Annotated in this window: 21 protein-coding genes and 2 tRNA genes; 14 read left to right on the forward strand and 9 right to left on the reverse strand. The window is 61.4% G+C overall.

Annotated features, from left to right (window positions below; all coding sequences use genetic code 11):
* Nucleotides 1–99 precede the first annotated feature (99 nt).
* The gene (locus tag AC3WQS_RS05440) at nt 100–1,485 is read left to right on the forward strand and encodes a glycoside hydrolase family 71 protein (RefSeq protein WP_492711559.1); all 1,386 of its coding nucleotides are present in this window, start codon (nt 100–102) and stop codon (nt 1,483–1,485) included.
* On the opposite strand, the gene AC3WQS_RS05445 is transcribed toward AC3WQS_RS05440, so the two are convergent.
* Together AC3WQS_RS05445 and AC3WQS_RS05450 are read right to left on the reverse strand one after the other, a co-directional pair.
* Nucleotides 1,486–2,718, reverse strand: coding sequence for a lipase family protein (locus AC3WQS_RS05445; protein ID WP_269577097.1), 1,233 nt, complete (start codon nt 2,716–2,718; stop codon nt 1,486–1,488). It abuts the gene before it with no gap.
* Nucleotides 2,715–4,358, reverse strand: a complete 1,644-nt coding sequence (locus tag AC3WQS_RS05450) for a serine aminopeptidase domain-containing protein (protein ID WP_269577098.1) — start codon at nt 4,356–4,358, stop codon at nt 2,715–2,717. Before AC3WQS_RS05450 ends, AC3WQS_RS05445 begins: the two co-directional genes overlap by 4 nt.
* Nucleotides 4,359–4,688: 330 nt before the next feature.
* Between AC3WQS_RS05450 and AC3WQS_RS05455 the strand changes: the two genes are divergently transcribed.
* A complete protein-coding gene (locus AC3WQS_RS05455; RefSeq protein WP_492711557.1) occupies nt 4,689–5,966 on the forward strand; it encodes a DUF7159 family protein in 1,278 nt (425 codons plus the stop codon).
* Nucleotides 5,967–5,981: 15 nt separating this feature from the next.
* Here the strand turns inward: AC3WQS_RS05455 and efeB are convergent, their stop codons facing one another.
* Genes efeB through efeU form a run of 3 tightly spaced genes read right to left on the reverse strand, consistent with a single transcriptional unit; the run spans nt 5,982 to nt 9,310 of the window.
* Nucleotides 5,982–7,262, reverse strand: a complete 1,281-nt coding sequence (efeB, locus tag AC3WQS_RS05460) for an iron uptake transporter deferrochelatase/peroxidase subunit (RefSeq protein ID WP_029255867.1) — start codon at nt 7,260–7,262, stop codon at nt 5,982–5,984.
* Nucleotides 7,263–8,393, reverse strand: a complete 1,131-nt coding sequence (gene efeO / locus AC3WQS_RS05465) for an iron uptake system protein EfeO (protein ID WP_492711554.1) — start codon at nt 8,391–8,393, stop codon at nt 7,263–7,265.
* A gap of 14 nt (nt 8,394–8,407) precedes the next feature.
* Nucleotides 8,408–9,310: an iron uptake transporter permease EfeU gene (gene efeU, locus AC3WQS_RS05470; protein ID WP_021345071.1), complete on the reverse strand. Its 903-nt coding sequence runs from the start codon at nt 9,308–9,310 to the stop codon at nt 8,408–8,410.
* Between the two features lie 140 nt (nt 9,311–9,450).
* On the opposite strand from efeU, the gene AC3WQS_RS05475 reads away from it, so the two are divergent.
* The 7 genes from AC3WQS_RS05475 to AC3WQS_RS05505 all read left to right on the forward strand — a co-directional run bounded on the left by AC3WQS_RS05475 (nt 9,451) and on the right by AC3WQS_RS05505 (nt 14,351).
* Nucleotides 9,451–10,263, forward strand: a complete 813-nt coding sequence (locus tag AC3WQS_RS05475) for a lytic transglycosylase domain-containing protein (protein ID WP_029255866.1) — start codon at nt 9,451–9,453, stop codon at nt 10,261–10,263.
* Nucleotides 10,264–10,477: 214 nt separating this feature from the next.
* Complete coding sequence (gene eno, locus AC3WQS_RS05480) at nt 10,478–11,764, forward strand: phosphopyruvate hydratase (protein WP_019744628.1); 1,287 nt, start codon at nt 10,478–10,480, stop codon at nt 11,762–11,764.
* Nucleotides 11,765–11,784: 20 nt separating this feature from the next.
* Nucleotides 11,785–12,516 carry an FtsB family cell division protein gene (locus AC3WQS_RS05485; protein WP_029536829.1) on the forward strand — a complete coding sequence of 244 codons (732 nt, stop codon included), beginning with the start codon at nt 11,785–11,787 and terminating at the stop codon, nt 12,514–12,516.
* Nucleotides 12,513–13,058, forward strand: coding sequence for a DUF501 domain-containing protein (locus AC3WQS_RS05490; protein ID WP_020908542.1), 546 nt, complete (start codon nt 12,513–12,515; stop codon nt 13,056–13,058). The genes AC3WQS_RS05485 and AC3WQS_RS05490 overlap by 4 nt, the downstream gene beginning before the upstream one ends.
* Complete coding sequence (locus AC3WQS_RS05495) at nt 13,055–14,020, forward strand: Ppx/GppA phosphatase family protein (protein ID WP_492712968.1); 966 nt, start codon at nt 13,055–13,057, stop codon at nt 14,018–14,020. Before AC3WQS_RS05490 ends, AC3WQS_RS05495 begins: the two co-directional genes overlap by 4 nt.
* Before the next feature lie 34 nt (nt 14,021–14,054).
* Nucleotides 14,055–14,131 (forward strand) — tRNA-Leu (locus AC3WQS_RS05500).
* Nucleotides 14,132–14,278: 147 nt separating this feature from the next.
* Nucleotides 14,279–14,351: transfer RNA gene (locus AC3WQS_RS05505), tRNA-Phe, on the forward strand.
* A gap of 55 nt (nt 14,352–14,406) precedes the next feature.
* Here AC3WQS_RS05505 and AC3WQS_RS05510 read toward each other — a convergent pair.
* The 4 genes from AC3WQS_RS05510 to AC3WQS_RS05525 all read right to left on the reverse strand — a co-directional run bounded on the left by AC3WQS_RS05510 (nt 14,407) and on the right by AC3WQS_RS05525 (nt 18,252).
* A complete protein-coding gene (locus tag AC3WQS_RS05510) occupies nt 14,407–15,348 on the reverse strand; it encodes a hypothetical protein (protein WP_492712969.1) in 942 nt (313 codons plus the stop codon).
* A gap of 507 nt (nt 15,349–15,855) precedes the next feature.
* Nucleotides 15,856–16,542, reverse strand: a complete 687-nt coding sequence (locus AC3WQS_RS05515) for a DUF8020 domain-containing protein (RefSeq protein ID WP_492712970.1) — start codon at nt 16,540–16,542, stop codon at nt 15,856–15,858.
* A 547-nt stretch (nt 16,543–17,089) separates the two neighbouring features.
* Nucleotides 17,090–17,284 carry a hypothetical protein gene (locus tag AC3WQS_RS05520; protein WP_029255862.1) on the reverse strand — a complete coding sequence of 65 codons (195 nt, stop codon included), beginning with the start codon at nt 17,282–17,284 and terminating at the stop codon, nt 17,090–17,092.
* A 290-nt stretch (nt 17,285–17,574) separates the two neighbouring features.
* Complete coding sequence (locus tag AC3WQS_RS05525; protein ID WP_007728823.1) at nt 17,575–18,252, reverse strand: TerD family protein; 678 nt, start codon at nt 18,250–18,252, stop codon at nt 17,575–17,577.
* 297 nt (nt 18,253–18,549) lie between these two features.
* Here AC3WQS_RS05525 and AC3WQS_RS05530 point away from each other — a divergent pair, with 297 nt between their 5' ends.
* From AC3WQS_RS05530 to AC3WQS_RS05550, 5 genes are all read left to right on the forward strand, one after another.
* Entirely contained in the window at nt 18,550–20,853 is a 2,304-nt protein-coding gene (locus AC3WQS_RS05530) for a putative bifunctional diguanylate cyclase/phosphodiesterase (protein WP_232816893.1), read from the forward strand.
* The gene (locus tag AC3WQS_RS05535; protein WP_492712971.1) at nt 20,846–23,236 is read left to right on the forward strand and encodes a putative bifunctional diguanylate cyclase/phosphodiesterase; all 2,391 of its coding nucleotides are present in this window, start codon (nt 20,846–20,848) and stop codon (nt 23,234–23,236) included. Before AC3WQS_RS05530 ends, AC3WQS_RS05535 begins: the two co-directional genes overlap by 8 nt.
* A 46-nt stretch (nt 23,237–23,282) precedes the next feature.
* Nucleotides 23,283–24,134, forward strand: coding sequence for an SDR family NAD(P)-dependent oxidoreductase (locus tag AC3WQS_RS05540; RefSeq protein WP_133727846.1), 852 nt, complete (start codon nt 23,283–23,285; stop codon nt 24,132–24,134).
* Nucleotides 24,135–24,137: 3 nt separating this feature from the next.
* Nucleotides 24,138–25,043, forward strand: coding sequence for a TIGR03619 family F420-dependent LLM class oxidoreductase (locus AC3WQS_RS05545; protein WP_046378941.1), 906 nt, complete (start codon nt 24,138–24,140; stop codon nt 25,041–25,043).
* Nucleotides 25,044–25,111: 68 nt separating this feature from the next.
* The gene (locus AC3WQS_RS05550) at nt 25,112–25,798 is read left to right on the forward strand and encodes a nitroreductase (RefSeq protein WP_020908534.1); all 687 of its coding nucleotides are present in this window, start codon (nt 25,112–25,114) and stop codon (nt 25,796–25,798) included.
* The last annotated feature ends 26 nt before the right edge of the window (nt 25,799–25,824 follow it).

Here is a 25,824-nt window from a genome sequence, read left to right on the forward strand (position 1 = left end):
GTTGCAATCGGCATTGCGCTGGTGTCGTCAGCGCTTCTCGTAGCGTCCGGCCTCAGGCTCTCTGGTGGAGTGGACCCAAACGCGAGGGTTGACGCGGCGGTGTCATCACATCCCGCCGTCGAGCTTCCGGACAACGGACAGTCGACCGGCAAAATGGTCTTTGCGCACTACTTCCCGCCGTATCCCCTTTCGATCGACAACCTACCGTCGGGCGAAGACTATTACGCCACTCAGTATCTCAATCCGAACGGTGAACGAGGTTCATACGCCGCATTCGGAGGGTTTCTTCGAGACCGGCCGCAACCACGGCCTGTTTCAGCTGACCCACAGTGGAGGCAGCGAGATCTCGAAGATGAAGTGCGGCAGGCAATCGGCGCGGGAATCAGTGGGTTCTCGGTTGACATTCTGACGAAGTCGTCGAACCCGTTGTGGTCTTCGTCCGTTCCGTCCGAACTTCTCGCCGCTTCGGCTGCGGTTGATCCTGCGTTCGAAATAATGCTGATGCCGGATATGAACGGCGAACTCGGCACATTGGACCCCGCGAATCTGGCAGGCGAGTTGTCGCAGTACGCGTCATCCCCGTCGGTTTTTCGATTGACGGACAACCGGGTGGTGATTTCGCCGTTTCTTGCCGAGAAACACGACCCGGCGTGGTGGTCGCAGTTTCTCGAAATCATGAAGGCCCGCTACGGGATCGAGGTGGCCTTCGTTCCACTCTTCCTGAACTCCACCACGAATATGGATTCATTCGCGTCGATAAGCTACGGAATGTCGACGTGGGGTGGACGTAACCCTTCCTTCAATCCAGTGACGGACACCGGGATCGGCTCGCCACTGGATCAGGTGAACCGAGCGCACGCTCTCGGCAAGATATGGATGCAGTCGGTCTCGTTCCAGGATGCGCGTCCCAGCCAATCGGTTTTCGACGAAGCGCAGAACACTGGGAATCTCCGAAACACCTGGCAGATTGCGCGCGAATCGGATAGCGAATGGGTGCAACTAATTTCGTGGAACGACTACAGCGAAGGTACGGCGTTTGCACCGAGCGAGGGGCACGGTCGTGCGCTGCTCGATCTGAACGCATATTTTGTCGACTGGTTCAAGACCGGAACGGCACCGGCGATTACACGTGATATCGCGTACGTCACCTATCGGAACCAGCTGTCGTCCGCGCAACCCGCACTACCCTCGGTATCGCCGATGATTCTGCGTGCGGGGTCGTCCCCGGTTCGCGACACGATCGAGGTTTTGACCTTCTTGGTCGATGGTGCCGAAGTGAAAGTTACGGTCGGCGGTACGACGACCACGTGCAGGGCCGATACAGGGATGGACATCTGCACGGTTCCATCGGCGGTCGGCGCCGTCTCGGTCAGCGTGGTTCGGAACGGGACGGAAGTGTCTTCGGCGAAGACACATGCCGACGTCGCATCCACTCCTGCGGTTCAGAACATGGAGTACCTGGTCGATTCGAGTTTTCGACGATAGTCAGCAGTCAGACGGCGGTGGCTCGCCTCTGAAGCGCGCTTGGAGCCAGACTGCGGTCTCGGACCCCGGATCCAGATTGTTGTGAGTTTGGCCTGCCCTGACGATGTGCTGCACCGAATCGCCGAACGCACAGGCATTGTCGACGGCCTCTTGCACCCACTGCGGGCGGATCGTCTGATCAGCGTCGCCGTTGATGACCAGCAGTGGTCCTCCGGCTGGACGCTGCGGAAGGGTGATCGATGTGAGCCAGTCGTGCAGGACTGCTCCGGCCTCGTCGGAGCTCGGCAGGGTATCGGCGGGATTCAGTCGTGATGCTTGTTCGCCGCGTTCTTTCAACGCCGGGCCCGCACACGCCAACCACATCTCAGAGTTACTCGACAGCGCACCGTGTAGGTAGTTGCCTGGATCGGTGCCGGGTCGAGCGACGGTCAGCCCAGATACTACGTACGACATCATGATCTGCTGTTCATGCGTCAGCCACTGCGACTGGGCCAAGTCGGCGAGCTTGGAAAGATCTGCGGCCGGAGCCAGTGCTACCGATCCGACAAAATTCAATTCGGGCGCGTAGAAACCGGACAACTCTGCCGCCGCCCATGTAGCTTGCCCACCGATCGACACGCCGAGTCCTGCCCATTTCCCGGACGTGTCCGGGACCATTTCTCGCGCCGCGCGAACTCCGTCGATCAGGTTGAACGCGCTGGTGTTCGGATCGAGGTACGGGTTGATGCCGCCTGCCGGACCCAACCCTTGGTAGTCGGTCATGACTGCCACGAATCCCAGTTTCATCAAAGGGACGATCGTACTCGCGTAGCCCAGGAGATCCGGGTGCATCGAAGGTCCGCACTCCGCAGTCACTCCCGTTGTGCCGTGACCGACGGTGACGACAGACCGCCCGCCGGGTGGTGGATCGCCTTCCGGAACGAAGACGACTCCAGAGACGATCGTTGAGCTTCCGTCCGTGCCTGAAGTTGATCGGTACGTGATCTGGTGGGCAGTCGCGCCCACGCCGGCTATCAGTGGATCGACGTTGTCGAACGCGGACGTGCTTTCGAGTTTGCCTCTGGCCGCGACGGCGTCGGCGCTGATCGAGGGAAGAGGTGCGGACGTCGGAGCCGGTTCGGCGGGCGCTGTGTCGGAAGCGCAACCGGTCAGAAGCGCCGCGGTTGTCGCTGCAACGACTACGAATACGTAGGACGACGTTCGAATTCCGTCCCGGGTAGACGTGCGCATCATGCTCCGAGTCCCTCCTTGTCGTGCTTCGACACGGCGAGTCTTCGGTCTCCGAACGCATCGAGTGCAGAGGCAACTATCAACCGGCCGACGCGTTCTCGAGAACTGCGATGGAACAGGTTGTGATCACCGGAGCCTGAGAACAAGACGTGCGGGGGATTCTTCGAGCTCGAAAGACGCGTGACACCTTGTCTGCCTCTGTTCGACTCGAACCACGCTTCGTCTTCAGGCGCGAGGGACACTGCGGTCTTCGTCCCTCGGCGGGTCAAGGTGCGAAGCATCGACTCAGGGGCGTTGACCAGTCCGAGGAAGCCGAGACCGAGCCACACCGGGTAAGGCACGTACCGCTGGGCTCGTCGTCCGGCATTGCGAATTGTTCTGGCCACGACGAAAATTCGGTTTGCAACGTCAGACTCCATTGCATCGACATGTGCTTTCTTCACTGGTGGTCGTCGATTGTTGATCGACCAATTCACGATGTTGAGAAGCACCACGGACCGTGCGCCGCGCTGGCTTGCCACGTAGGCACCCATCCATGCGCCGGAACACATTCCGACGTGCATCCGGCGGGACGGCGGTACGTCGAGAGTGTCAATCAGATCCAACACATTGCGGCGCGCTTCCGGAGACACGATGGGGGTGTTCTCGTCGGTGAGGACAGTTCCGCTGTCTCCTGTGCCCATCCTGTCGAAGCGAACCGAGCGGATGCCGTGCGCTGCGAGAGTTCGAGCGGACTCGACCCACAGCCTGGCCGGCCCGATCCGGTGTTCGTTCGCGGTGCTGTGAAAGACCGCAGTGGCAGCGTGACTCGTAGTCGTGCGGGAGGCGGTGGAGATTGCAAAGAGTGATCCGGTGGACCGTCTTTCCAAGGTTTCCCAGACTTCTTCGCCGTCGTCAGCCGTCGCGACATGCGCCGCCGACGTGATCTCTGGGTCCACGACAGTCTTGTCCTCGCCGAATTGACGTGACACCCAACTCGAAATCTGTTTGATGTCGTGCGTTGGTACCGAGAGTACGAAACTGCTGGGGGATACGAACTGATTCTGGCGTTCGACGAACATGCGTTCTGCGCCGGATCGCTCGAGCATCCGAACAGTGCGGGGCGAAGCAGCGAATTCAGGGCGAATCGCGGCGAGGACCTTCGTCGAGGAACCCGGATCGAAGGTGCTGAGGTCGAGTCCGGAAAGGTCTTTCACCGCAGCGGAATCAAGCACGCCGCCGACGATGGATGTGCAATCGTCGTGGTGAGGGTCGTCGTCGACCGAAACGCGGTACAGCGCAGTCAGTTCGCGAACGTAGGACCGACCGGATATGACCGGATCCCACAAGACCATCGCACGTAGGTCGCCAAGCGTATCGACGGTGGCTGCCGCGATCAGTGCCCCTGCGCGCAAACCTGTGACGGCAACGGACTCGATGCCCGCGCGCCGCGCGTACGCAACGGCTGCCGCAACGCTGGCTTGCCATTGCGAAACTGCGAGCGGGTCGTCCTGGCGGCCGGATGAATCACCCTGTCCTGCATAGTCGAAACGAAGCGCGAGGAATCCGTGCTCGGCAAGTTCTTGGGCGAGTTGGCGTAGTCCCCGGTAAGCGCTGATGTGTTCCTTCGCAAGGGGGGGACATATGACGACGGCGCCGCGCACGGCACCATCCGAAGGCAGGTGAAGCGAGGCGAACAGAGCCCTATCGCCTGGGCCTGGAATCCAAGTGTCAATCGTGCGAATCCCGGTCGGTGTCTGGCGGTGGCGGAAGTGTCGAGGGGTGGTCTCCAGCGGGGAGAGATGAGGGACGTGTAGTGCGGACATCGCGCTTGTCATGTTGGCCATCGACTTGTTCAAGGACCTCTCCACACATTGATTCAGCCTGCCAGTTTCGCGTAGTTCTCCGGTTTCCCGAGGATCCGGTAAACTTCCCGCTACGGATAACATACCGCAAGTATGTTTTGCGACGAATAAGCAGTGCAAGAGTTGGATATGGGGGTGCGTACAGCGATGGATCCAGTGTTCGGTGCGTCGTTGGGCGCTGCATCGGTTCGTATTGTTCGGGCCGACTCTCAGCCGGAAACCGGATCCGCGAGCGGTCGATTCCTGACTCGGACGGTAGACGCATACGACGCCTCTCCGGTGAGGACAGCCGCGATTCACCTAGTTGCTGCGGTTCGCGGGGACACGTCACGGATGGTCATCGCGGTTCCTGACGAGCGGCAGAACGTGGCGCTCGAATCAGAACTGCGTGCCCGAGGTATCGAGGGTGCTGTCACGGTCTCGGAAGCGGTGGCCGTTGTCGCGCTGGTACGGACTTCGGGTGCGGCCGAAGGTTTTCGGTTACTGACAGTTCTCGATATCGGTCGAACCGGGGTGACTGTCTCGATGATCGAGATCGGAACCGCGACAACTATCGCGTCCACGCGGTCGACGGCGCTCGCTGGTGACAGACTCGACGGGGTAGTCGTGGAGTTACTCTCGGCAACCACGGCTGATGCAGCCCTCGACGCTGATGCAGCGTTCGACGCCCGCGAAGTCAAGGAATACCTCGCCAGTGGCTCCCGTCGTGCGCAGGTGATGCCCGTTCCCGAATCCATGTGCATCCGTTTTGATTCGGTTGTCACGCGGGAAGTCGAAGACACGCTGATGGTGATCCGAGAAGTTGCGGCTCGAGCCCGGTGTGTCCCTGACGCTTTGGTTCTCGTCGGAGGAGGCGCCCGAATTTCACTGGTGGAGAAGATACTCGAGCGGGAGTTTTCGGTACCGGTGATCAGGCCGGCCGAGCCCGAGCTCGCCTCGGCCAAGGGTGCAGCATTGATAGCCGAGGTCTTACATCAGGAGCACCACAGCTCGGAAGTCTCGGTTTCGGAAGTCGCGGTTTCGGAAGTCTCGGTTTCGGGCGTCTCCGACTCGGAAATCGCAACGGATGCGGTAGACATGTCTTCCGATCAGGCCGTTGTGCGCAGTGTCGGTGAAACCGAGGAAGGCACGGAATCGGATTCGCTGCCTTCTGGTGGGCTTGGGAGAATGCAAATCCTTGTGGGCGTTGGGTTCTCGCTGGTTGCACTGACCAGCTTCCTCGCGTGGGCGGTGCTGCGCCCGTTCTCGGATCCTGCGCAGGCGGAACCACCGCTGACCCAAACAACGGAGATTGTCGCGCCGGTACCTACCGCCGAGTTGTTGCCGCCGACCACGACCAAGGCAATCGATCCACTGACCGAGCGGAATCGGGCACCGGTCAATTTGGTGCGTTCGTGGAGATACTGAACCCGGAGACTCGCATCAGGTGAACAGCTGGGAACTCCAGTCCTTGCCGTCCGCGAGACCGCCGGGGCACGCGAAGACGGCAGAACCGACGTGTTGGATGTATTCGTTCAGCGCATCGTGTCGTGAAAGGTTTTGCTGCATCGGAACAAATTGCTCGACCGGATTCCGGCAGTACGCAACGAAGAACAGTCCCGCGTCGAGGTGGCCGAAGCCGTCGGAGCCGTCGGTGAAGTTGTATCCGCGGCGCAAGATCTGAATCCCACCGAGTTCCTCGGCAGAGGCCAGGCGCACGTGTGAATCCTCCGGGATGACGAAGTCGTGGCCCATTTTGGAATCGAGATCGAGTTCGTCGAACTCGTCTTTGGCGCCGAGTGGCGCTCCGCTGCGTTTGGAGCGGCCGATGACAGCTTCCTGTTCCTTGAGTACTGCGCGATCCCACTGCTCGATCAGCATGCGGATTCGTCTGGCGACGAGGAATGATCCGCCTGCCATCCAGGCCTGATCGTCAGTGGGATCAACCCAGACGTGCTGGGCGAGTGCGTTTGGATCTTCCGCCTTGATGTTGGCTGTTCCGTCCTTGAACCCGAACAGATTTCGTGGTGTCGCCTGCGTCGTCGAGGTCGAGGACGTTCGCCCGAACCCGAGTTGTGACCACTTGACCGACGCGGTCCCGAAAGCGACTCGCGCGAGGTTGCGGATCGCATGGACGGCAACCTGGGGATCGTTGGCGCACGCTTGGATGGCGATGTCGCCCCCGCTGCGATTCGGATCGAGGTTGTCCGCGCGGAAGTGGGGGAGATCGAGCAGGGCAGCAGGTTTCTTGTCTGCGAGCCCGAAACGGTCGTCGAAAAGTGACGGTCCGAATCCGATGGTCAGGGTGAGTTGCGACGGCGCGAGATCGAGTGCCTCACCGGTATCGCTCGGTGGCGCGTACGGACCGTCGCCGGTCGCTCCGTCCTCGGTTGCTTCCTGACCTGCCGTCATTCGTTCGGCCATCGCCGTCCACGTCTGCAGCAGCGTGATCAGTTCGTCGCGCGACTTCGTCGTCACATCGAAAGCGACGAAGTGCATGCGATCCTGGGCCGGCGTCGTGATGCCTGCTTGATGCTCGCCGCGGAATGCCACCACGTCTGCGTGATCGGTGCCGGAATTCTCGTCGGCGGTCACCCGCCCGATGACGGCACCGGCACCGGCCAGGACGGCGCCGGCCCCCACGGCGCCGAACAGTCGGCGCCGTGAGACCGCATGCGGTGCTGCGTTTTCCGCAGCGGGTGTGCCTTCTGGTGAATCAGTCATCTACTGTCCCGCGACTACTTCCTGGACCTGGCTGACCTCGGCGGACAGAGCATCGATATTACGCGAGAGTTCTTGACGCTGCGCTTCGGTGACGGTGTCGTAGTACACGAATCCGTCGCCGACCCGGAACTGCGCCAGAGCGGCGTCGAGGTCGGCGAATCGGTCCGCGATGCGCTGGGCGAGCTCGGGATTACGTTCCTGCAGAATCGGGTTCAGTGCCGCGATCGCCGCTTGTGAGCCGTCGACGTTGGCCTGGAAATCCCACAGGTCGGTGTGCGAGAAGATGTCTTCCTCTCCGGTGATCTTGGAGGTCGAGATCTCGTCGAGCAGTCCTTGGGCGTCGCCGGCGATCTTGGTTGGGTCGATCGTGTAGTCCTCGGCGTTCACCTGATCGGCAAGATACTGAATGTCTTCGAGCAGTTGATCGGCGACTGCGTTGGTATCCGGCTGAAATCCGGTGACCCACAAATCCTTCTCGAGGCGGTGGAATCCCGTCCAGACCTGACCGGGCTCCAGATCCGCTTCGCGCAGGTCAAGCTTGGGATCGAGTTCGCCGAAGCTCTCGGCCTCGGGCTCGATGCGCTCGTAGTAGGTACGTGCGATCGGGAACAGTGCCTTCGCCTGGTCGACGTTGCCGGACTGGACGGCGGCGACGAACTGAGCTGCGGTGTCCTGCAGCGCGACGATCTGGCTGCGGATGTACCGCCGGTAGCCGTCGGCAGCTTCGGCGAGTTGTCCGCTCTCGTCGGTGGCCGCCTGCGAATCGCCCGTGACGACGAAGTCCTGGCGGATGCCGGTTCCGACCATGCCCGGCTTGCACGCGAGTTGATAGGTCGCAGCCTCGGGGAGAGAGACGATCAGCTGCCGGGTAAGGCCGGGGCCGATGTTCTCGACTTCGCCCATCGCTCGATCACCCTCGGCGAAGACGTAGAACTCGGTGACCTTCGAGCCGTTGTTCGTCACCTGGAACGTCGAACTGCCAGTGGTCCCGGTGGTGGCACTGACGTCACACGAATCGTCGGTGGCCGTGACGACGATGTCGCCGTCGCTCGCCGTCGTCTTCTCGGTGCACGCGGCGAGGGAGAAGGGAAGTACCGCAGCCGTGGCCAGTACGAGGGTGGATTTACGCATGTCGGCAATGCCTCTCAGGATTTTTCGGGAACGTGTGTGTCGTGCGCAGGCGGGGCCGTCGGCTCGGTTGGCTTCGACGGAAGGGGACGCAGGAAGAGTGCGAGGACGACTACGAGGTAGACGACCCACGCGACGGCTTGCAGGACCGTCGGATCCGGGCGGAAGTTGAAGATTCCGGCGAGGACGGTGCCGTACCAGGTCGACGGGTCGTAGCCGGGCGTCAGGTTGAACGCGAGATTCGAACCGCCCGGAAGCACATTTCCGGTCTGTAGAGCGCGAACACCGTACGAGAGGATTCCGGCGGCTACGACGATGAGGAAGATCGCCGTGTACCGGAAGAAGGTCGTCAGGTTGAGACGGAGGGCGCCGAAGTACATGGCGACGGTCAAGACGGCGGCCAGGAGAATTCCGAGGAGCAGTCCGACCAACGGCCAGGAGCTGCCTGCGGTGTTCTCGGCGTATCCGACCATGAGCAACGCTGTCTCGACGCCTTCACGACCGACCGCGAAGAACGACAGCGACAAGATGGCGACGGGGCCGGCGATCAACGCCTTCTCCATCCCCGCTTTCAGATCGCCGGAAATGTTCTTCGCAGCCGTGCGCATCCACAGGACCATGATCGTGACGATGACGACGGCGACCAGGGAGGCAACGCCCGCGATGATCTCTGCGGTCAGGCCGTCGACCGTCGACGTTCCGTAGTGGATCGCGAAAAAGATGATCGCCACCATTGCGACGGCGATCGCGACGCCGAGCCACACCCATTTGAGTGCATCCCTGCGCTGAGCTTTCACGAGGTAGGCAGCGAGAATCATCACCACGATGCCCGCTTCGAGGCCTTCGCGCAGACCGATCAGGCCACTACCGAATAACTGGGTGGCAACTGATGGTGTGCTCGCGGCAGCGAGTACCGACACGGGCACGGGCGACTCCTGACTGAGTGAGTGCGACAGCTTCTGCCGAACGTATGAGGCTAGGCCAGCCTTAACTCAGAAGAAGATACTCCACAATCGGTGGTGAACCACGCCCTGACCTGTACTTTTGCTGTTCTTTACCAATGGATTCGGGAGTACTTCGCTCGCATGTGGATGATGGAAGGGTGTACCGAACTCCCGCAGCCCGCAGAAGTCCCCGGCGTCTCTCGAGAGTCGTAGCCGCAGTAGCTGCCGGAACAGCCTTGCTGGGCGCAGGCATCGTGGCGTGTGGATCGAACGAACCGAAAGTAGCCATTCCGGAGGGCATACCCCCAGGTACAGGCTCTCCGACGCCGCCGATCGACATCAATGCCCCCGGCCGCAGTGCTGATCAACTCGCCGACTGGGCCGCGGGATTGTCGGACGACATCGGGATCGGGACGACGGCACTCGAGGCATACGGGTACGCCGCTGCGGTCATGGCCGAGACGCTTCCCAGCTGCGGAATCGGGTGGACGACATTGGCCGGTATCGGCAGCGTCGAGAGCCGCCACGGGACCTACGACGGTTCGTCGGTCGATGCGTTCGGCCAGGTCGCCCCGGCCATTCGGGGAATCCCTCTGGACGGTGGCCCGGGAGTTGCCGAGATCCCCGACACCGACGGCGGGGCGATGGACGGCGATCCAGTGCACGACCGTGCGATGGGGCCTATGCAGTTCATCCCTGAGACGTGGCTCAAATGGGGAGTCGACGCCAACGGCGACGGCCGGGTGGACCCGGACAACATCGACGACGCTGCCCTCACCGCCGCTCGTTACCTGTGTGCACGCGGGGGAGACCTCACTGCCGCTGCCGGGTGGCAGCAGGCGCTCATGGCGTACAACCTCTCGGGCGACTATCTCGCGCTCGTTCGTGATCGTGCGTCGGCGTATTCAGTCGGGGTACGGCCGGACTGACGGTGATCGATCCGCAGGTCGGGCCCGTGACCGCGCGTCGATAAAGAAGCCTTCGGCCCGTGCGGTTAGGCTGTGTGCTGGCACTACAGAGGTGCTGGCACTGCAGAGGCCCAGCCGCGATCGTGGTCCTCTTTCGACCGGAGGGGTCGGAGCCCAAGTGTCAAGCACGCAGAGCGTGCCCCAATGCGAAGCCCATTCGAAGGAGAACCACACAGTGGCCAGTATTGAGCAGGTCGGAGCTCGCGAGATCCTTGATTCACGTGGCAACCCCACGGTTGAGGTCGAGGTTCTGCTCGAAGACGGAAGTTTCGCCCGGGCTGCGGTGCCGTCCGGTGCTTCCACCGGTGAGCACGAAGCCGTCGAACTGCGCGACGGTGGCGCACGCTACGGCGGAAAGGGCGTCGAGAAGGCCGTTGAGGCTGTGCTCGGCGAGATCGCTCCGGCCATCATCGGCATCGACGCAACCGAGCAGCGCACGGTCGACCAGGCGCTGCTCGACGCAGACGGCACCCCGGACAAGTCGCGTCTCGGCGCAAACGCTCTGCTCGGTGCCTCGCTTGCCGTGGCTCGCGCCGCTGCCGAGTCCTCGGGCCTCGAGCTGTTCCGCTACGTCGGTGGCCCCAACGCTCACGTTCTCCCTGTCCCGATGATGAACATCCTCAACGGTGGCGCGCACGCAGACACCGGTGTCGACGTCCAGGAGTTCATGGTTGCTCCCATCGGCGCACCGAGCTTCAAGGAATCGCTGCGCTGGGGTGCCGAGGTCTACCACTCCCTGAAGTCGGTCCTCAAGGAGAAGGGCCTCTCCACCGGTCTCGGTGACGAAGGCGGATTCGCTCCCGACGTCGCGGGCACCAAGGAAGCACTCGACCTCATCACGATCGCCGTGAACAAGACCGGCCTCAAGCTGGGTACCGACGTCGCGCTCGCTCTCGACGTCGCCGCCACCGAGTTCTACACCGACGGCACCGGCTACAAGTTCGAGGGCAAGAACCGCACCGCGGCCGAGATGGCGGCGTTCTACGCCGAGCTCATCGACGCCTACCCGCTCGTTTCCATCGAGGATCCGCTCGACGAAGACGACTGGGACGGCTGGGTCGCACTCACCGATCAGATCGGCAACAAGGTCCAGCTCGTCGGCGACGACCTCTTCGTCACCAACCCCGAGCGCCTCGAAGAAGGCATCGTCAAGGGTGCGGCAAACGCACTCCTGGTGAAGGTCAACCAGATCGGCACTCTGACCGAGACTCTCGACGCCGTCGATCTCGCTCACCGCAACGGCTACAAGACGATGATGAGCCACCGTTCCGGCGAGACCGAGGACACCACCATCGCCGACCTCGCGGTTGCCGTCGGCAGCGGTCAGATCAAGACCGGTGCTCCGGCCCGCAGCGAGCGCGTTGCCAAGTACAACCAGCTGCTGCGTATCGAGGAGAACCTCGGCGACGCAGCACGTTACGCCGGCGAGGTTGCGTTCCCGCGCTTCGCTTTCGAGGCCTGACGGAAATCTAAGATTCAGTAGTGTCTGCACAGCGCGGTAAGCCACGATCCCCCGGCGGAAGTCCGGGGGGTCGTGGTTCCCGTCGTGGGGACACACCGTCGCGCGCGCGTCGTGACAGCGCTCGACGCCCACGCGCGTCGGAACCGGCACCTTCGGTCGATCCGGCAGTAGTTGATTCCGCTGTGACAGACCCCGCGCAACCGGGTGTCTCCGCCGAGAAAGCGTCGGCGCGTGGGTCGAAGTCGGCCCGGGGAAAGAGCGGAACCAACAAGTTCTGGTCTCGGCTTCCGAAGTCGGACAACACCATTTTCGGCTTGTCCACCAGTCGGGCCGTTGTGCTCGCGATGGTTGTGCTCATGCTGGCGCTGACACTGGCAGTGCCGCTGCGCACGTACATCAGCCAGCGTTCGGATGCCGCGCAGGTGGCGGCCGAACGTCAGGTGCTCGAGGAAGAACTGCGAAAGCTGCAGGGCCAGAACGCGCGCTTCGACGACCCTGCGTACATCGAAGCTCTTGCACGAGAACGCCTTCGGTACGTCAAACCGGGCGAGACCCCGTTTCAGGTTCAGCTTCCCGGCGACTACAAGGAACCCGAGAAGAAGCAGGAAAAGGAAACACCGCTGACAGGTCCGTGGTATCGCGATCTGTGGCAAACGATTTCGGAACCGCCAGTGGTTCCCGAGACGACGACACCGGCCCCGATGCCGTTGGCGCCGATAGAGCCAGAAGAACAAGGAGTACCCACCGGGTGAGCAACACGTCCGAAAATTCCCCACAGGTTTCACAAGCGGATCTCGACGCCGTTGCCGCTCAATTGGGCCGTGAGCCACGCGGAGTGATCGAGATCGCGTACCGCAGCCCGGACGGTCAGCCCGGCGTCGTCAAGACTGCCCCCAAACTTCCGGACGGAACACCGTTCCCGACGTTGTACTACCTCACCGACCCGCGACTGACGGCCGAAGCGAGCCGTCAGGAATCCGCCGGCGTCATGCGTGAAATGACCGAACGCCTGACCCAGGATCCGGAACTTGCCGCGGCCTACCGGCGGGCATACGAGTCGTACCTTGCCGAGCGGGACGCGATCGAATCTCTCGGAACCGACTTTGCCGGTGGCGGGATGCCGGATCGCGTCAAGTGCTTGCACGTGCTGATGGCGCATTCGCTTGCCAAGGGTCCCGGCGTCAATCCGCTCGGTGACGAGTCCGTTGCCTTGGCCGGCCACGGAAAGCTCCGCGGAACTGCAATTCCCGCGGACTGGCCTGGCATCGACGACGCCGACACCGCCGACCGGTGACTCGCCGTGTTGCCGCAGTCGATTGCGGTACCAACTCCATTCGACTGCTGATCGCCGACGTCGGCGACGACGGCCGTCTGGTGGATGTCCGGCGCGAGATGCGCGTCGTGCGACTGGGTCAGGGTGTTGATGCGACAGGGACATTCGCGCCCGAGGCCATCGAACGCACCCGGGTCGCGCTGGTCGAGTACGCGTCGATGATCGCCGATGCCGGAGCAACCGCCGTTCGAATGGTCGCGACGTCGGCTACTCGCGACGCTGCGAATCGGGAAGACTTCTTCACGATGACGCGGGACGTGCTCGGTGCGGTGATTCCCGGATCCGGAGCGGAGGTGATCACCGGCGACGAAGAGGCGCGACTCTCGTTCGGTGGTGCTGTGGGAGAACTTGATCCCTCCGAGGGCCCCTTTGTGGTAGTCGATCTCGGCGGCGGGTCCACCGAAGTTGTCCTCGGCGACGCGTCGGGCGTCCAGGCTGCGTACTCCACCGACATCGGCTGTGTGCGCGTCACTGAGCGGTGCCTACCGTCGGATCCGCCTACGGCAGAGCAGGTTTCCGAGGCGACGACTTTTGCGACTGCAAAACTTGCCGAGGCGTTCGAGGCCGTCCCCGTCGAGAAGGCGCACACCTGGGTGGGTGTCGCTGGAACCATGACGACGCTGGCCGCGATTGCTCAGGAACTTCCGGAGTACGACGCCGAGAAGGTGCACCTGTCGAGGATTCCGTTCAAGCAACTTTTCGAGGTGTGCGAGCGACTTACCGCCATGCCTCGGGTTGATCGCGCCGCCTTCGGACCGATGCATCCGGGGCGGGTGGACGTCATCGGCGGCGGAGCGATCATCACCACGGTGCTGGCTCAGACATTCGAAGCCAGAGCCGGGATCACCGAACTGGTTGTCAGCGAACACGACATCCTCGACGGCATCGCGATGTCGATAGCTCAGACCCACCCGATAGTCTGATTCCCGACGCACCCGACCAGTCGGGTGCGTCAAGGCCCCCATAGCCCAATTGGCAGAGGCAACGGACTTAAAATCCGTCAAGTGTCGGTTCGAGTCCGACTGGGGGCACCAAAAAGACCAGGTAGATGAGTTGTACCGCGACTCTACTGCGCCTTGGAATCTCCTGAGGGCCGTAAAAAGGCCGTGACGTGCGTTACAAAGACTGCCGCAAGCGATCGGTGGATGTTAACCTGATTTCCTACACGGTTCGCCGTGCATGGGCCTGTAGCTCAGGTGGTAGAGCATTCGATTGAAACTCGAGTGGTCGCGGGTTCAAATCCCGCCAGGTCTGTTGGAGGGACGCGGTGCGGCGATATTTGCCCCGCGTCCCTTCGTTATTTCGTGACCTACCGGGGAAATAGTGGCCACGCATCTGCGTCGTCATGCATCGCTGCTGAACCGCATGAGCTGACTACTATCGGTCGGTAGCCCTTTGTGCCATGCTCGTATCGTTCCAGGCGTTTTGAAGCTCGGAACTTCCTGCCGTTCCAGTCTGCGGGCGGCTCGCCGCCGGAGGTGAGCCAATCTGGGTGCAAGTCGTGTTCGGCGTACCAAAGGAACATCTCTCTTGCCTTTGAGAGGACTTCGTCAATCTGCTCAGCGCTGCGAGAGTTAATTTCATCCCAGAACCACTGATAGAATTTTCGGACGGCACTAGAATAACGTTCAATTATCGGCGTGAAGTCAAACTTTTCTTCTTGGGCTTGCAGGAATCGACGTGCTGGCGCAGACCATCCATCAAAGAGAAGTAGCGAATCTCTGTCCAGCTGCAACTGATTGACGTGTAACAACGGACCTGCGCCTTGCCAGCTCACATTTGTACTAATGCCAGGCAGTGGTATTGAGTAATGGGTGGTGTAGTTCCGAAGCTTCACCATGAACGCAGCTTCGCCCGGATCGAACGTCTTCTGTAGGTGCTCTGAGTACGCAGTTTTCTCAAACTCCGACCGCTTATCGTCTTTCCCTTCGACGGGCCAGCGATGTCGCATCACCACTCGCTGGGCGTCGATTAGTGTGGTGACGGCCATGAGGTAGTTATGTAGCAGCCTGACTAATTCCATAACGTATTGGTCCGACAGGGAGCGTACATTGATCTGCGATTCGATGAACGTGGACATATGGTCCATCAATTCTTGTCCATTGGTGCCGATAGTGTAGGAACATCGATTCAAGGCATCGAGATCATTGCGAAGTCGTGTGCCAGGAAGTGACTCGATATGGTCCTTCCTTCGCTGTACCTCTATGCCGAACAAGCTGGTGACTGTCTCAGTAACTTCATCATCCTCCACGGTAGGGAAGTTACCAGCACCGTACGACACATCGACTACCCATAGTTTGGAGGACGATGCGAGCGTTCTCAACCTGATCTACGACCAAACAATGAGACCACATTCGACGGAATTGCAGCATCGTGTTTGTCGGGTCGCTAACTAGCGGGAATCCGACGTACGAATCGAGCGTACTCGAGAGGGGCGGGGTCGTCTAGTCGCGGTTTAGGGCCGTGAAAAGGCCGTGACGTGCGGCGTATCTCGGTCGTATTTGATTGGTACTCGGATCGTATTCGATCGGATAGAAACCGGTTCTGAAGTGGTGTAACGGTCTGAATTTGAACGGATTGGCGGAGGTCGCGTCGCACCCGAACTAGCGGACCGTAAGTCCTTAAAATCCGTCAAGTGTCGGTTCGAGTCCGACTGGGGGCACCACGTAGATCCGCCTGCACATTGAATCGGAAAACCCCGCTCGTCCTCTTCGGGCGGGCGGGGTTTTCCGTGGAGCAACGACTGACCACCAAGTGGCTACTGGGCCCAGACGGTCGTTCCTGCAGGCGCATTCAGTGTGTTGACGAGATCGATGCCGGCTACGACAGCCGCGCCGCCGCCACCGAGGATCGTTCCGGCCACACCGCCGATTCCTGCTCCTGTTGCGAGACCACCCAGGCACAGTGCCGCAGCGACGGGGAGTCCGACGATGGTCAAGCCCAGCGGAGCACCGACCGCGCAACCGATTCCGGCGCCGACGATGGTGCCGAGCAGGCTGCCGACCTGAGTGCCGAGACCGAGCTGACTCTGGAAGTGCGCAATCGCCCGATCATTCTCCTCGGGCGAAGCTACCGGCGTCCATTCCTTTGCCGCAGGCGCACTCTCGGGTCGAGGTGTTGCCTTCGCCGAATCGGTGATCGGTGTCAGCGTGAGGGTCTTACCGTCTTCACTGATCGTGCGATCGAAGGGGAACTGCAGATCCCCGAGGTTGTATGCGAGAGGCAGGGAAACAAGGTCGGCTCCCTTGCCGTCCTGCAAGACGACGGAGTGGCCGTCGCCGGATACCTTGAACAGCCCGGCGTCGATAGTGGTGACGATCGACTTGTCGACGATCTTCGCTTCGTAATTCACGTCGGTCGACGGATCAGCTGATGCGATCCCTGTTGATGCTCCGACTGCAGCGACCGTTAGAGCAGTCACAGCCGCCTTCTTGAAGAAACCCATAGTTCAACCCCGTGTTCGCCTGCGTGTGCTCGCAGAAACTCGACAACTTCGGACATTGGTAAACCCCCGACAAAGCCTTCGTATTAAAGCAGACCGAAGTGACAGAAGGGATAGTTGCGCTCGGGCTGACCGGAGCGGCCGGTGCAATCGAATTTGCAGTGTGCAGTACCAAGGTGTCGAACGTGTGTGCGAAAATGTGGAGATGCGGCTAACCGAGCGATCCCCGGACCGCTGCCCGAACGGACACCCGCTGACGGCCAATACGTGCCTCGTCGGCTGGGAGGTGTGCGGGTGTGCCTCGACCGAGAATGGCGGGCATCGGACCCATTACTGCAGGCGCTGCGGTGAAACTGTCCGGACGCCAGAGTGCGTCGGCGTGGATCCGCAGAAAAGTCGATGGAGTTGAAGGGGTGCCCTGCCTGCTTGGGTGGGGCAACCAAGCAGGGCAGTGGTTGGCCGTCCCTCTCAATACCGACCTACGGCGAACCATTGGCGTTGAAGGTACCCACAGTTCGTGACGCGCGCCACTTACGTACCAGTACCTTCGTTAGCCGAGGTCAGTGGTGGCGACGACGGAAGTCACCGACGTCCCCGCGGGGACGTGGTTCATGGAGAAATCGCGGTCCCGGTCAGGATTGACGACGCTTGCCAGCAGGAGCATGGCGGCGACAAAGAGAACTCCCGCGGTGAGATAGGCGATTCTCACGGGCAGGCGCGGGCGTCGATCTGAATTCGTGGACATTCACGTTCTCCATCGGTACATGTTGGACGAACGCTTAGTTTAACGATCAACTAATAAAAGGGGTCCGAACAGTGACGCAAGATACGAAAAGACCCTCGATCTCGGGGGAAATCGAGGGCCTTTCCGGTCGAACGTCGGTGTCGCCAAGCACATAGCGTCACCGACCCACTATCGGTGTCGAGCGTGACCCCTCATGTCCGACCCCACTTCTCGACACTATCCAGTAATTTGCGACATTGTGGACGATTCAGACATTGTCATTCGGATGGGGGACACCCCGCCCGCGACACCTACTTTCGTCCAGCCGCCCATTTCATTCCCCAGTTGTAGGCCCGATCGAGATCTGACTGACTGCCGTTGATGTACTGAACTTCGCGGGTCACCGTCACGCCCTGACCTGAACTCTGGATGAGAGCGATTGCGCACAACCGCTCCTGGTTGCTGGCCGAATCGAGCCGCACTTCCACCTCGGGGCCGTTGGTGGGATACAGGGTGACGACGCCGTCCACGGCCGCCCAGTTGGGGGCGCCGTCGTAAATCATCGCGAAGATCAGGATTCGCCGGAAAGCGCTTGGGTCACCGAGATTGACGTGCATGTTCTCGCCGCCGGTGTTCGCACCACTTCGGTCGTCGCCGTCGAGGGAGATGTAGGGCGGAGAAGTCAGTGAACCGAAACTGTTGCCCAAGGCCTGAACTACTCCCTTGGACCCGTCGGCAAGTTCGTACAGGCATCCGAGGTCCAGGTCGACCGCGCCAGAACCTGCGCCGGCGAGTTTGGCGAGGAAACCGGTCTTCTTCGGTGGTGCTCCCTGCGACCAGTTGAGGTTCACACGCATATTGCCTTGTCGTTCACCCGCCTTCGCGAGGTTGACCGTCGGTGCCGATTTGGTGAGCGTGATCTTGCTCAGGCTGACCGGTGCTTGCGACGGAGTGGACTCGCCGGAACGTCGGGTGTAGTCGATTGCCATCGTGATAGTCCTTGTCTGAACTCGAATGAGTCCGATCGTGTTACCCGTCGAGGAATCTCCACCGACGTGATCGGCGATCTCCGGCCATTGTCCCTCATGTCTGATTTCAACCCATCGGCATCAAACTTGCCGCACCAACTACCGGCAGACCAGTAGTTTGCTGATTACTGTGTCTGTGGGCAGACCTGACTCCGAAATAGGTCGGACGTACTGGTTGACACCGCAGTGCCTAATTACGAGAGAATTGCTGAGTCGGACGTCCGATTCGAATTGCGTCGTGGGAGCGGGAGGTAAGTGATGTCGGTCCTGTCTCTTCTGCAACCCCACCAGAGAGAAAGATTGACGCCCGCGCAGCGCGATGACGTCACTCGTGAGCAGATGGCCGTCACCTTCGGCGTGCTGCCGTGGGCCGCTGCTGTCCACCTCGTCGTCACACTCGGGCTGACGTTGTATGTGATTCCGCCGGACAGCGGACCGTTGCCGCGTCTGTGGCCATTCCTGTCCGGAGTGATCGGGTTGGTGGGGATGTGCGTCGGTCTCGCCATTCATTTCAACCTGATCGCACCCACGTACCGGATGTCCTACGCGTTTCTCATCGTCGAATTTGCTGTAGTCGGGATCCTGTATTCCTCGCTCGCCCTGGTCCTGTACCCGATCCTGGACGATTCCGGCGACCTGATCCTGATAGCGGTCACCACATCCATCACCGGAGCCGGAGCCGTGGCCACCGCGATGTTGCGGATGGTGGGGGTCACCTGGATCCTGTCCAATATGGTCATCCTCGGGGTGGCATTCTGGCTTCAACCGGGGCCCGAGTTCGAACGAATTCTCATTGGAATGATCGCCTACGGCGCAGCTCTGATCGGCGGCACGATAGTGGTCTCGGGCAACCTGGAATCTCGCTACCGAGCTGAATTGAGCGCCGCGTCGGAACGATCGGTTGTGCAGATGCTTCTCGAGGATTTCGAAGGCAACGCGGGGGACTTCGTGTGGGAGACGGACCAGAAAGGCAAGTTCAACCGAATCCCGACGCGGCTCGCGGTCGAAGCGGGGCTGGACTCCACCGAGTTGCAGGGAACGGCGTGGCAGGACCTGTTCATGGAGTTGGGCACCCTACGGATCCCCGGCGGAATCGATGCGCTCATGGAGTTGCAGAAAGCCCGCCACACGAAGACCGCATTCGTCGACGTGCTCGTTCCGGTCCGAGTGCACGGTGAAATCCGGTGGTGGCAGATCTCCGGACGCCCGCGCCCCGGCCGCGCGCCCGACGAGTTCGTCTGGCGGGGAGTCGGTTCCGACGTCACGGAAGTGAAACTGCAGAGTGACGAGATCGTGCGGATGGGTCGGGTGGACGCACTCACCGGCATGCCGAATCGGCACAGCTTCTGGACCGAGTTGGAGCGACTGCTGCGCGATCCGTACACAAGCGAAAGTGGTCTCGCGTTGGCCATGCTCGACCTCGACAACTTCAAATCGGTCAACGACACACTGGGTCACACCGTTGGCGACGCGGTTCTGCGAGAGGTCGCGGATCGCCTGTCCGAAGCCGGCGGAATGTCACAGTTGTTCGCACGTCTGGGTGGAGACGAGTTCGCGATTCTTTTCACCGATGTAGGTGACAGTTCGCAAGTTCGTACTCTGCTCGGCCGCTACATCGAAACTCTGCATGAGCCGATCACAGTGGCCGGCACGCGGTTGGAGATCGGATGCAGCATCGGGTACTACCTCCCCGCCGAACTGCCGTCCTCCGCCGACGAAATGATGGGCGCTGCGGACCTCGCGTTGTTCGCTGCAAAGGAATCCGGGCGCGGGGCCGTGCGTGAATATCGAGACTCGATGAAGTCCGTGGCCGATCGGCGGGCCCGCCTGCTTGAAGATCTGGGAAACACCGTCGCGGAGAAGGACCTCGAACTCGAGCTGCTGCCCAGGATCGACGTGCTCTCCCGCGAGATCGTGGCCGTGGAGGTCCGCGTGGTCTGGCACAACGCCCGCCTCGGAGCTGTGACGTCCGCCGAATTCATGAGCGTCGCAGACGACACCGGTTTGGCTTATTCACTAGGAACGACCGTCTTCGAGCTGGCGTGCGAGGCGGCGTCGCGTCTTCCTGATCACCTGCGGGTAGCCGTCGCGGTATCGACGCGTCAGCTCGAATCGGATTCCTTTGTCGACTCGATAGGGGATTCGCTTCGACGATCGGACGCCAGCGCACATCAGCTCGAGCTCCAACTCAACGAATCCTCGGCGATCACCGACGAGTCCAAGTCTGCATTGCACGCGATCGCGGACATGGGAATCGCGCTGACCGTGGACGAGTTCGGTGCCGGATTCTCCTCGCTCGCATCACTGTCCGGCCTTCCGTTCACCCGAGTCCGGATAGAACGCTCCATTTCGGGTGCGGCGCCTGGTGGACGGCCGATTCTCGAAGCTGTCGTGGATCTGGTCGACGCGCTGGGAATGGAGGTCGTCGTCTCGGGAGTCGACGGTGAGGAGGACTTGAAGTCCGTGGCCGCTGCAGGGGTGAGGACTGTTCAGGGATACATCGCCGGCGGGGTCATGTCGGTCGACGCGGTCGCAGCGGCGGTAGCAGGCCGACGTGGATGACCCGGCGGCACTCCGTAGGCGTCGTGTCGAGACGTCTGTGCGCAAGCTCGGTCGCAGCGGCACGGAACAACACCTCTCGGATTACGATCGCCGTCGCTTACTCGATCGACGCCTGCGGTTCACCGCGCGCGTACTTCCGTGGTCGTTTCTGACTGCAGCGGTTGCGTTGTCAGCGATCGTGGTGCTCCTGCCGGTGGATGCCGGATGGTTCAGCTTCGCCTGGTCGAGTGTCATGCTGTTGTCGAGCGCTGGGTTCAGTGTCTATTGGCTCCGGCGCTCGCGTATGGGAGTCTCAGAGTCCCAGACCACCGAATTGGTGGTGCTCACAGTCGAAATCATTGTCTGGGGAGTGCTCCTGGCATGCTTGGCTCTCGTTCTCTTTCCGATGCTCGATCCTGGTGACGAATTGGTACTGAGCTCGACCTTGATCGGTGGGATCGCGGTCGGCGTGTTTCCCACCATGATGTTTCGCGGAATCACTGTCGTCTGGATCAGCCTGGTGGGAGTCGGGCTGGCCGGGGCGTTCTGGACGGAACCGGGCACATCGCGTTTCGTGCTGATCGGGGTGCTGGTCATCTTCGTAGGTTCGCTCTACAGCGGAACTTTGCTGTTGGCCAACCTCTTCGAGAGACGGCTACGCGCCGAACTCGTAGCCGAGGACGAACGAGATCTCGTCGAATTGTTGCTCAACGATCTCGAAGACGGAGCACAGGATTGGCTCTGGGAAACCGATTCGCGCGGTATCGCCAGTACCGTGTCGTACCGATTTGCCGAGCAGGTCGGTTTACCGGCAGCGCAGATTCGGGGCCGCACCATGCACGAGATCCTGATCGGGATCGGCGCATCTCGAACAGATGCGGGCAGGAAGTCCCTTGATCTTCTCACCGCGAATTTTCAAGCCGGGACGGCGTTTCGGGACCTCACCATGCAAGTTGTCGTAAGGGGCGATACTCGCTGGTGGTCGATGTCAGGTCACCCGGGCAGCGGCGACGGGGCAGACTACGGGTGGCGCGGTGTCGGATCCGATATCACGCACTCCTATCACCAGCGTCAAAATATCTTGCGACTGGCGGAAGTCGATTCGCTGACCGGACTCAGGAATCGGTACAGCTTCAACTCTCAGCTCTCGTCGAGGCTTCGGGACGGACGCAGAGTGTGGTTGGCGATTCTGGACCTGGACAACTTCAAGTCGATCAACGACCGGTTGGGACACCACGTCGGAGACGACGTGCTTCGCGATGTTGCGAGCAGGCTGCACAGCGTTCTGCGATCGAACGAGATCTGTGGGCGACTGGGGGGTGACGAGTTTGCCATCGCCTTCGACGACTCCGCCTTCGACGACATCGCGAGTGCAGATGAGGTTGAGGAACGATTCCAAACGATTCTCGACTCATTCGAACGACCATTTTCACTGGTCGGCAACCAGATTCGCATTCGTGCCAGTCTGGGGTACGGCTCGATGCCCGATGACGCCGACAGCCTCGAAGACCTGGTGATTGTTGCGGACCTCGCGCTTTACCACGCAAAGGAGAGCGGTCGGAACCAGATTCGCGCCTTCGATGCGACTTTGCGGGATCGTGCGACGGGTAGGGCCAGAGCACTGTTGGATCTTCGTCGTGCGTTGATCGACGAAGAGTTCGAGTTGGTCTATCAACCGCAGGTTTCAGCCGCGACGGGAGTTGTTGTCGGGTTCGAGGCTCTGCTGCGGTGGAACCATCCGACGTCAGGTCTCGTCTCGCCGGGAGACTTCATTTCGGTCGCCGAGGAAACTGGCTTGATCGTGCCGATCGGTGCAGGTGTTTTGCGGGCTGCCTGCACGGCAGCGACAACGTGGCCGGAGGACATTCGGGTTGCCGTCAATGTTTCTCAGGTGCAACTGCGTTCGAGTCGATACGTCGAATCGGTACGCCAGACACTGAACGAGGTGAACCTCCACCCCAGCCGACTCGAGATCGAAGTGACCGAATCGCTGGTCATCGACGACGCCGACCGAGATGTGTTGGTACAGCTCTCGGCGCTCGGAATCGCGATTGCGATGGACGACTTCGGTACAGGGTTCTCCTCGGTTGCCAGCTTGGCCCGGCTGCCGCTCGATCGGTTGAAGATCGATCGGGCGTTCGTCGCACCGCTGGACGCGGATCCCTCGAATTCGAGGTTCGCTGTCCTGCGAGCCGTCATCGCGATTGCCAAATCTCTCGGGCTGGACACCGTTGCCGAGGGCGTGGAGACGGAGAGGCAGCGCGCGATAGTGACGGAGTGCGGATGTGACGTGATCCAGGGGTACTTGGAGGGAATGCCGATACGGGCAGCCGAGATTCCGGACTATTTGAATGAGCGACCAGGCGGTCCGAGCAGGCTGGGTGTCGCGGCTACCACTGAGTGAGAACTTTGCGCCCGTTTTGGCGATCGATGTGTGACGGTACGCCGAAGTGATTCACATCGAACTGCAGAAGGGTGTCTTCGTGGTGGTCGGATCGGCGTACTTCCCAGGGCCGATGTTGGTGGGTAAGAAGGCAGTGGTCACAGGCGGTTCCCAGGGAATCGGCGCAGCGATCGTTCGAGCATTTGCCTCGCATGGCGCGTCAGTTCTGGTTGTGGACATGGCACCGCTGGGCGAGGTCGAATTCGACTCAGCTGCAGGTGGTTCGATCAACCATCTCGAGTACGACGTGCGTGCGCAGGAGGTCCCCGTCGCGTTGACCGAGTTCGCGCCGGACGTTCTGGTGAACAATGTGGGTCATTTCCTGAACCCGCCGACAGCGTTCGCCGGTACGGATCCAGGATTCTGGTCCGAGGCGGGCAACATCAATTTCGATCACGTCGTGCGCCTGACCCATGCCCTGCTTCCCGGCATGATCGATCGCGGAGCCGGTGGATCGATCGTGAACCTGACGACGGTGGAGGCGCATCGAGCGATCCCGGGCCACACCATGTACTCGGCATACAAGGCCGCGCTGACGCAGTTCACCAGAAGTCTTGGTGTGGAGATCGGTCGAACCGGAGTGCGCGTCAACGCCATTGCCCCGGATCTGATCGAGTCGGTACAGGTGCCGTATCGCAGGATCGTCCCTGCCGACGACTGGGACAAGTGGCCGGCATGGGCGCCGTTGGGTGGACCGGGCCAGCCGGTCGACATCGCCGGCCCCGCGCTGTTCCTGGCTTCAGACCTGGCGAGATACATCACCGGAACCGTCATCCACGTCGACGGCGGCTCGCACGCTGCCGGAGGCTGGTTCCCCACCGAAGAAGGCGGCTGGACCAACCGGCCCCGAAAGGCTTGACACATGACAACTTTCAGTCTGAACGTTCCCAATTTCGGCACGACTCTCGCGGAGAACTCCTACGGGAAACTCGTGCAGGTCTGTCAGAGCGCGGAAGCTGCCGGCTTCGACCGGGTCCTCGTCACCGATCATGTGGTGATGGGCTCGGACAACTCGGCATACACGTGGTCGGCGTTCCCCACCGAGCCTGACGCCAACTGGCTCGAACCGCTGACCGTCCTGGCTTTTGTTGCCGGACAGACGAAGACAATTCGCTTGGGGACCGGAATCGTCATCGCGGCGCTTCGCGGGGGAGCGGTACTTGCCAAGACTGCCGCGACACTCGATCTGCTGTCCGGTGGCCGCCTCGACCTTGGCGTCGGAACCGGTTGGCAGCAACGCGAATACGACGCGGTCGGTATGGACTTCGGTAAACGAGGACCGTTGCTCGACGACGCTCTCGCTGTGTGCCGGGCCCTGTGGAGTTCGGCGCCGGCGAGCATCGACACTCCTCGTCTGAAGTTCGACGACGTGTATTGCGCGCCCCGTCCAGCCGCTGGAATCCCGATCTGGGTATCCGGTTCGCTCTCCAAAGCCGTCGTACGACGCGTCGCAACCTGGGGTGACGGGTGGATTCCGATCATGGGCGCCGCGGACGACGACCTACGTGAAGGGATCGATGTCATCGGGAAGGCCATGGCGGATCTCGGACGCGATCCAGCGGAATTGCAGGTCCGTGGGCGACTGACCGTTGTTCGCGGGGCTGACGGTTCGATCGATCTCCCGGCGACGATGATCGGTGCCGAACAGCTGCTCGAATCCGGTGCTACCGATGTGCTGGTCGCGCTGGCAGCTGTTGATCCGGATCCGGACACGGCGATGTCGGAGTTCGGCGAGCTGGTGTCGGCCTTCGCAAAGGTGACCCGATGACTATTGCGTTGAAGCGATAGTTCTATCGTGCGAAGTGTTGTAGTGCAGCCTGATCGAGGAGAGAACACATGACCGAGAGCATCGTCGTGGATACGAGCCTGGAAGGGTTGCTCGATGCCCGGATCAGCTGCCGCGCCTACGAGGACCGTCAGGTGCCACGTGAGGTGATCGAGGAGATCCTTCGGCTGGCGCAGAAGACGCCCTCGTGGTGCAACACGCAACCGTGGCAGGTTGCGATCACCGAAGGAGAGGGCACCGAACGATTCCGCGCCGGCCTCGGTGAGTACGTGATGGCCAACGCCCAGGAGTCGGACTTCGAGTTCCCCCGCGAGTACCAGGGCATCTACAAGTCGCGTCGGTTCGACTGTGCGATGGCGCTTTATTCGAGCGTCGGAATCGAGCACGGTGACCGCGCCGGTTCCGCGGCACAGACGATGAAGAACTTCGAGCTCTTCGGCGCTCCCCACGTCGCGATCATCACCACCGACGAGGCATTGGGCACCTACGGCGCCGTCGACTGTGGGTTGTACGTGAACAGCTTCCTGCTCGCGGCCCAGAGCCTGGGGGTGGCCACCATTCCGCAGGCGGCGCTCGCGGGTAGCTCCAAGTTCATTCACGAGCACTTCGGCATCGACGACACTCGCAAGGTCGTGTGCGCGATCTCGTTCGGATATCCCGATACCGACCACCCGGTGAACGGATTCCGCACCGAACGCGAAACCGTCGACAACGTCGTGCAGTGGATGTCGAACTGATGGGGATGTCGAACTGATCACCTGCT

This window comes from Rhodococcus sp. FW305-130, from assembly GCF_058788335.1.

Coding starts and splice junctions, on each gene's coding strand:
- AC3WQS_RS05445 (WP_269577097.1), bottom strand. CDS start 2,718: ATGATGCGCACGTCTACCCGGGACGGAATTCGAACGTCGTCCTACGTA.
- AC3WQS_RS05475 (WP_029255866.1), top strand. CDS start 9,451: ATGGATTCGGGAGTACTTCGCTCGCATGTGGATGATGGAAGGGTGTAC.
- AC3WQS_RS05530 (WP_232816893.1), top strand. CDS start 18,550: ATGTCGGTCCTGTCTCTTCTGCAACCCCACCAGAGAGAAAGATTGACG.
- AC3WQS_RS05515 (WP_492712970.1), bottom strand. CDS start 16,542: ATGGGTTTCTTCAAGAAGGCGGCTGTGACTGCTCTAACGGTCGCTGCA.
- efeO (WP_492711554.1), bottom strand. CDS start 8,393: ATGCGTAAATCCACCCTCGTACTGGCCACGGCTGCGGTACTTCCCTTC.
- AC3WQS_RS05550 (WP_020908534.1), top strand. CDS start 25,112: ATGACCGAGAGCATCGTCGTGGATACGAGCCTGGAAGGGTTGCTCGAT.
- efeB (WP_029255867.1), bottom strand. CDS start 7,262: ATGACTGATTCACCAGAAGGCACACCCGCTGCGGAAAACGCAGCACCG.
- AC3WQS_RS05455 (WP_492711557.1), top strand. CDS start 4,689: ATGGGGGTGCGTACAGCGATGGATCCAGTGTTCGGTGCGTCGTTGGGC.
- AC3WQS_RS05520 (WP_029255862.1), bottom strand. CDS start 17,284: ATGTCCACGAATTCAGATCGACGCCCGCGCCTGCCCGTGAGAATCGCC.
- AC3WQS_RS05525 (WP_007728823.1), bottom strand. CDS start 18,252: ATGGCAATCGACTACACCCGACGTTCCGGCGAGTCCACTCCGTCGCAA.
- AC3WQS_RS05545 (WP_046378941.1), top strand. CDS start 24,138: ATGACAACTTTCAGTCTGAACGTTCCCAATTTCGGCACGACTCTCGCG.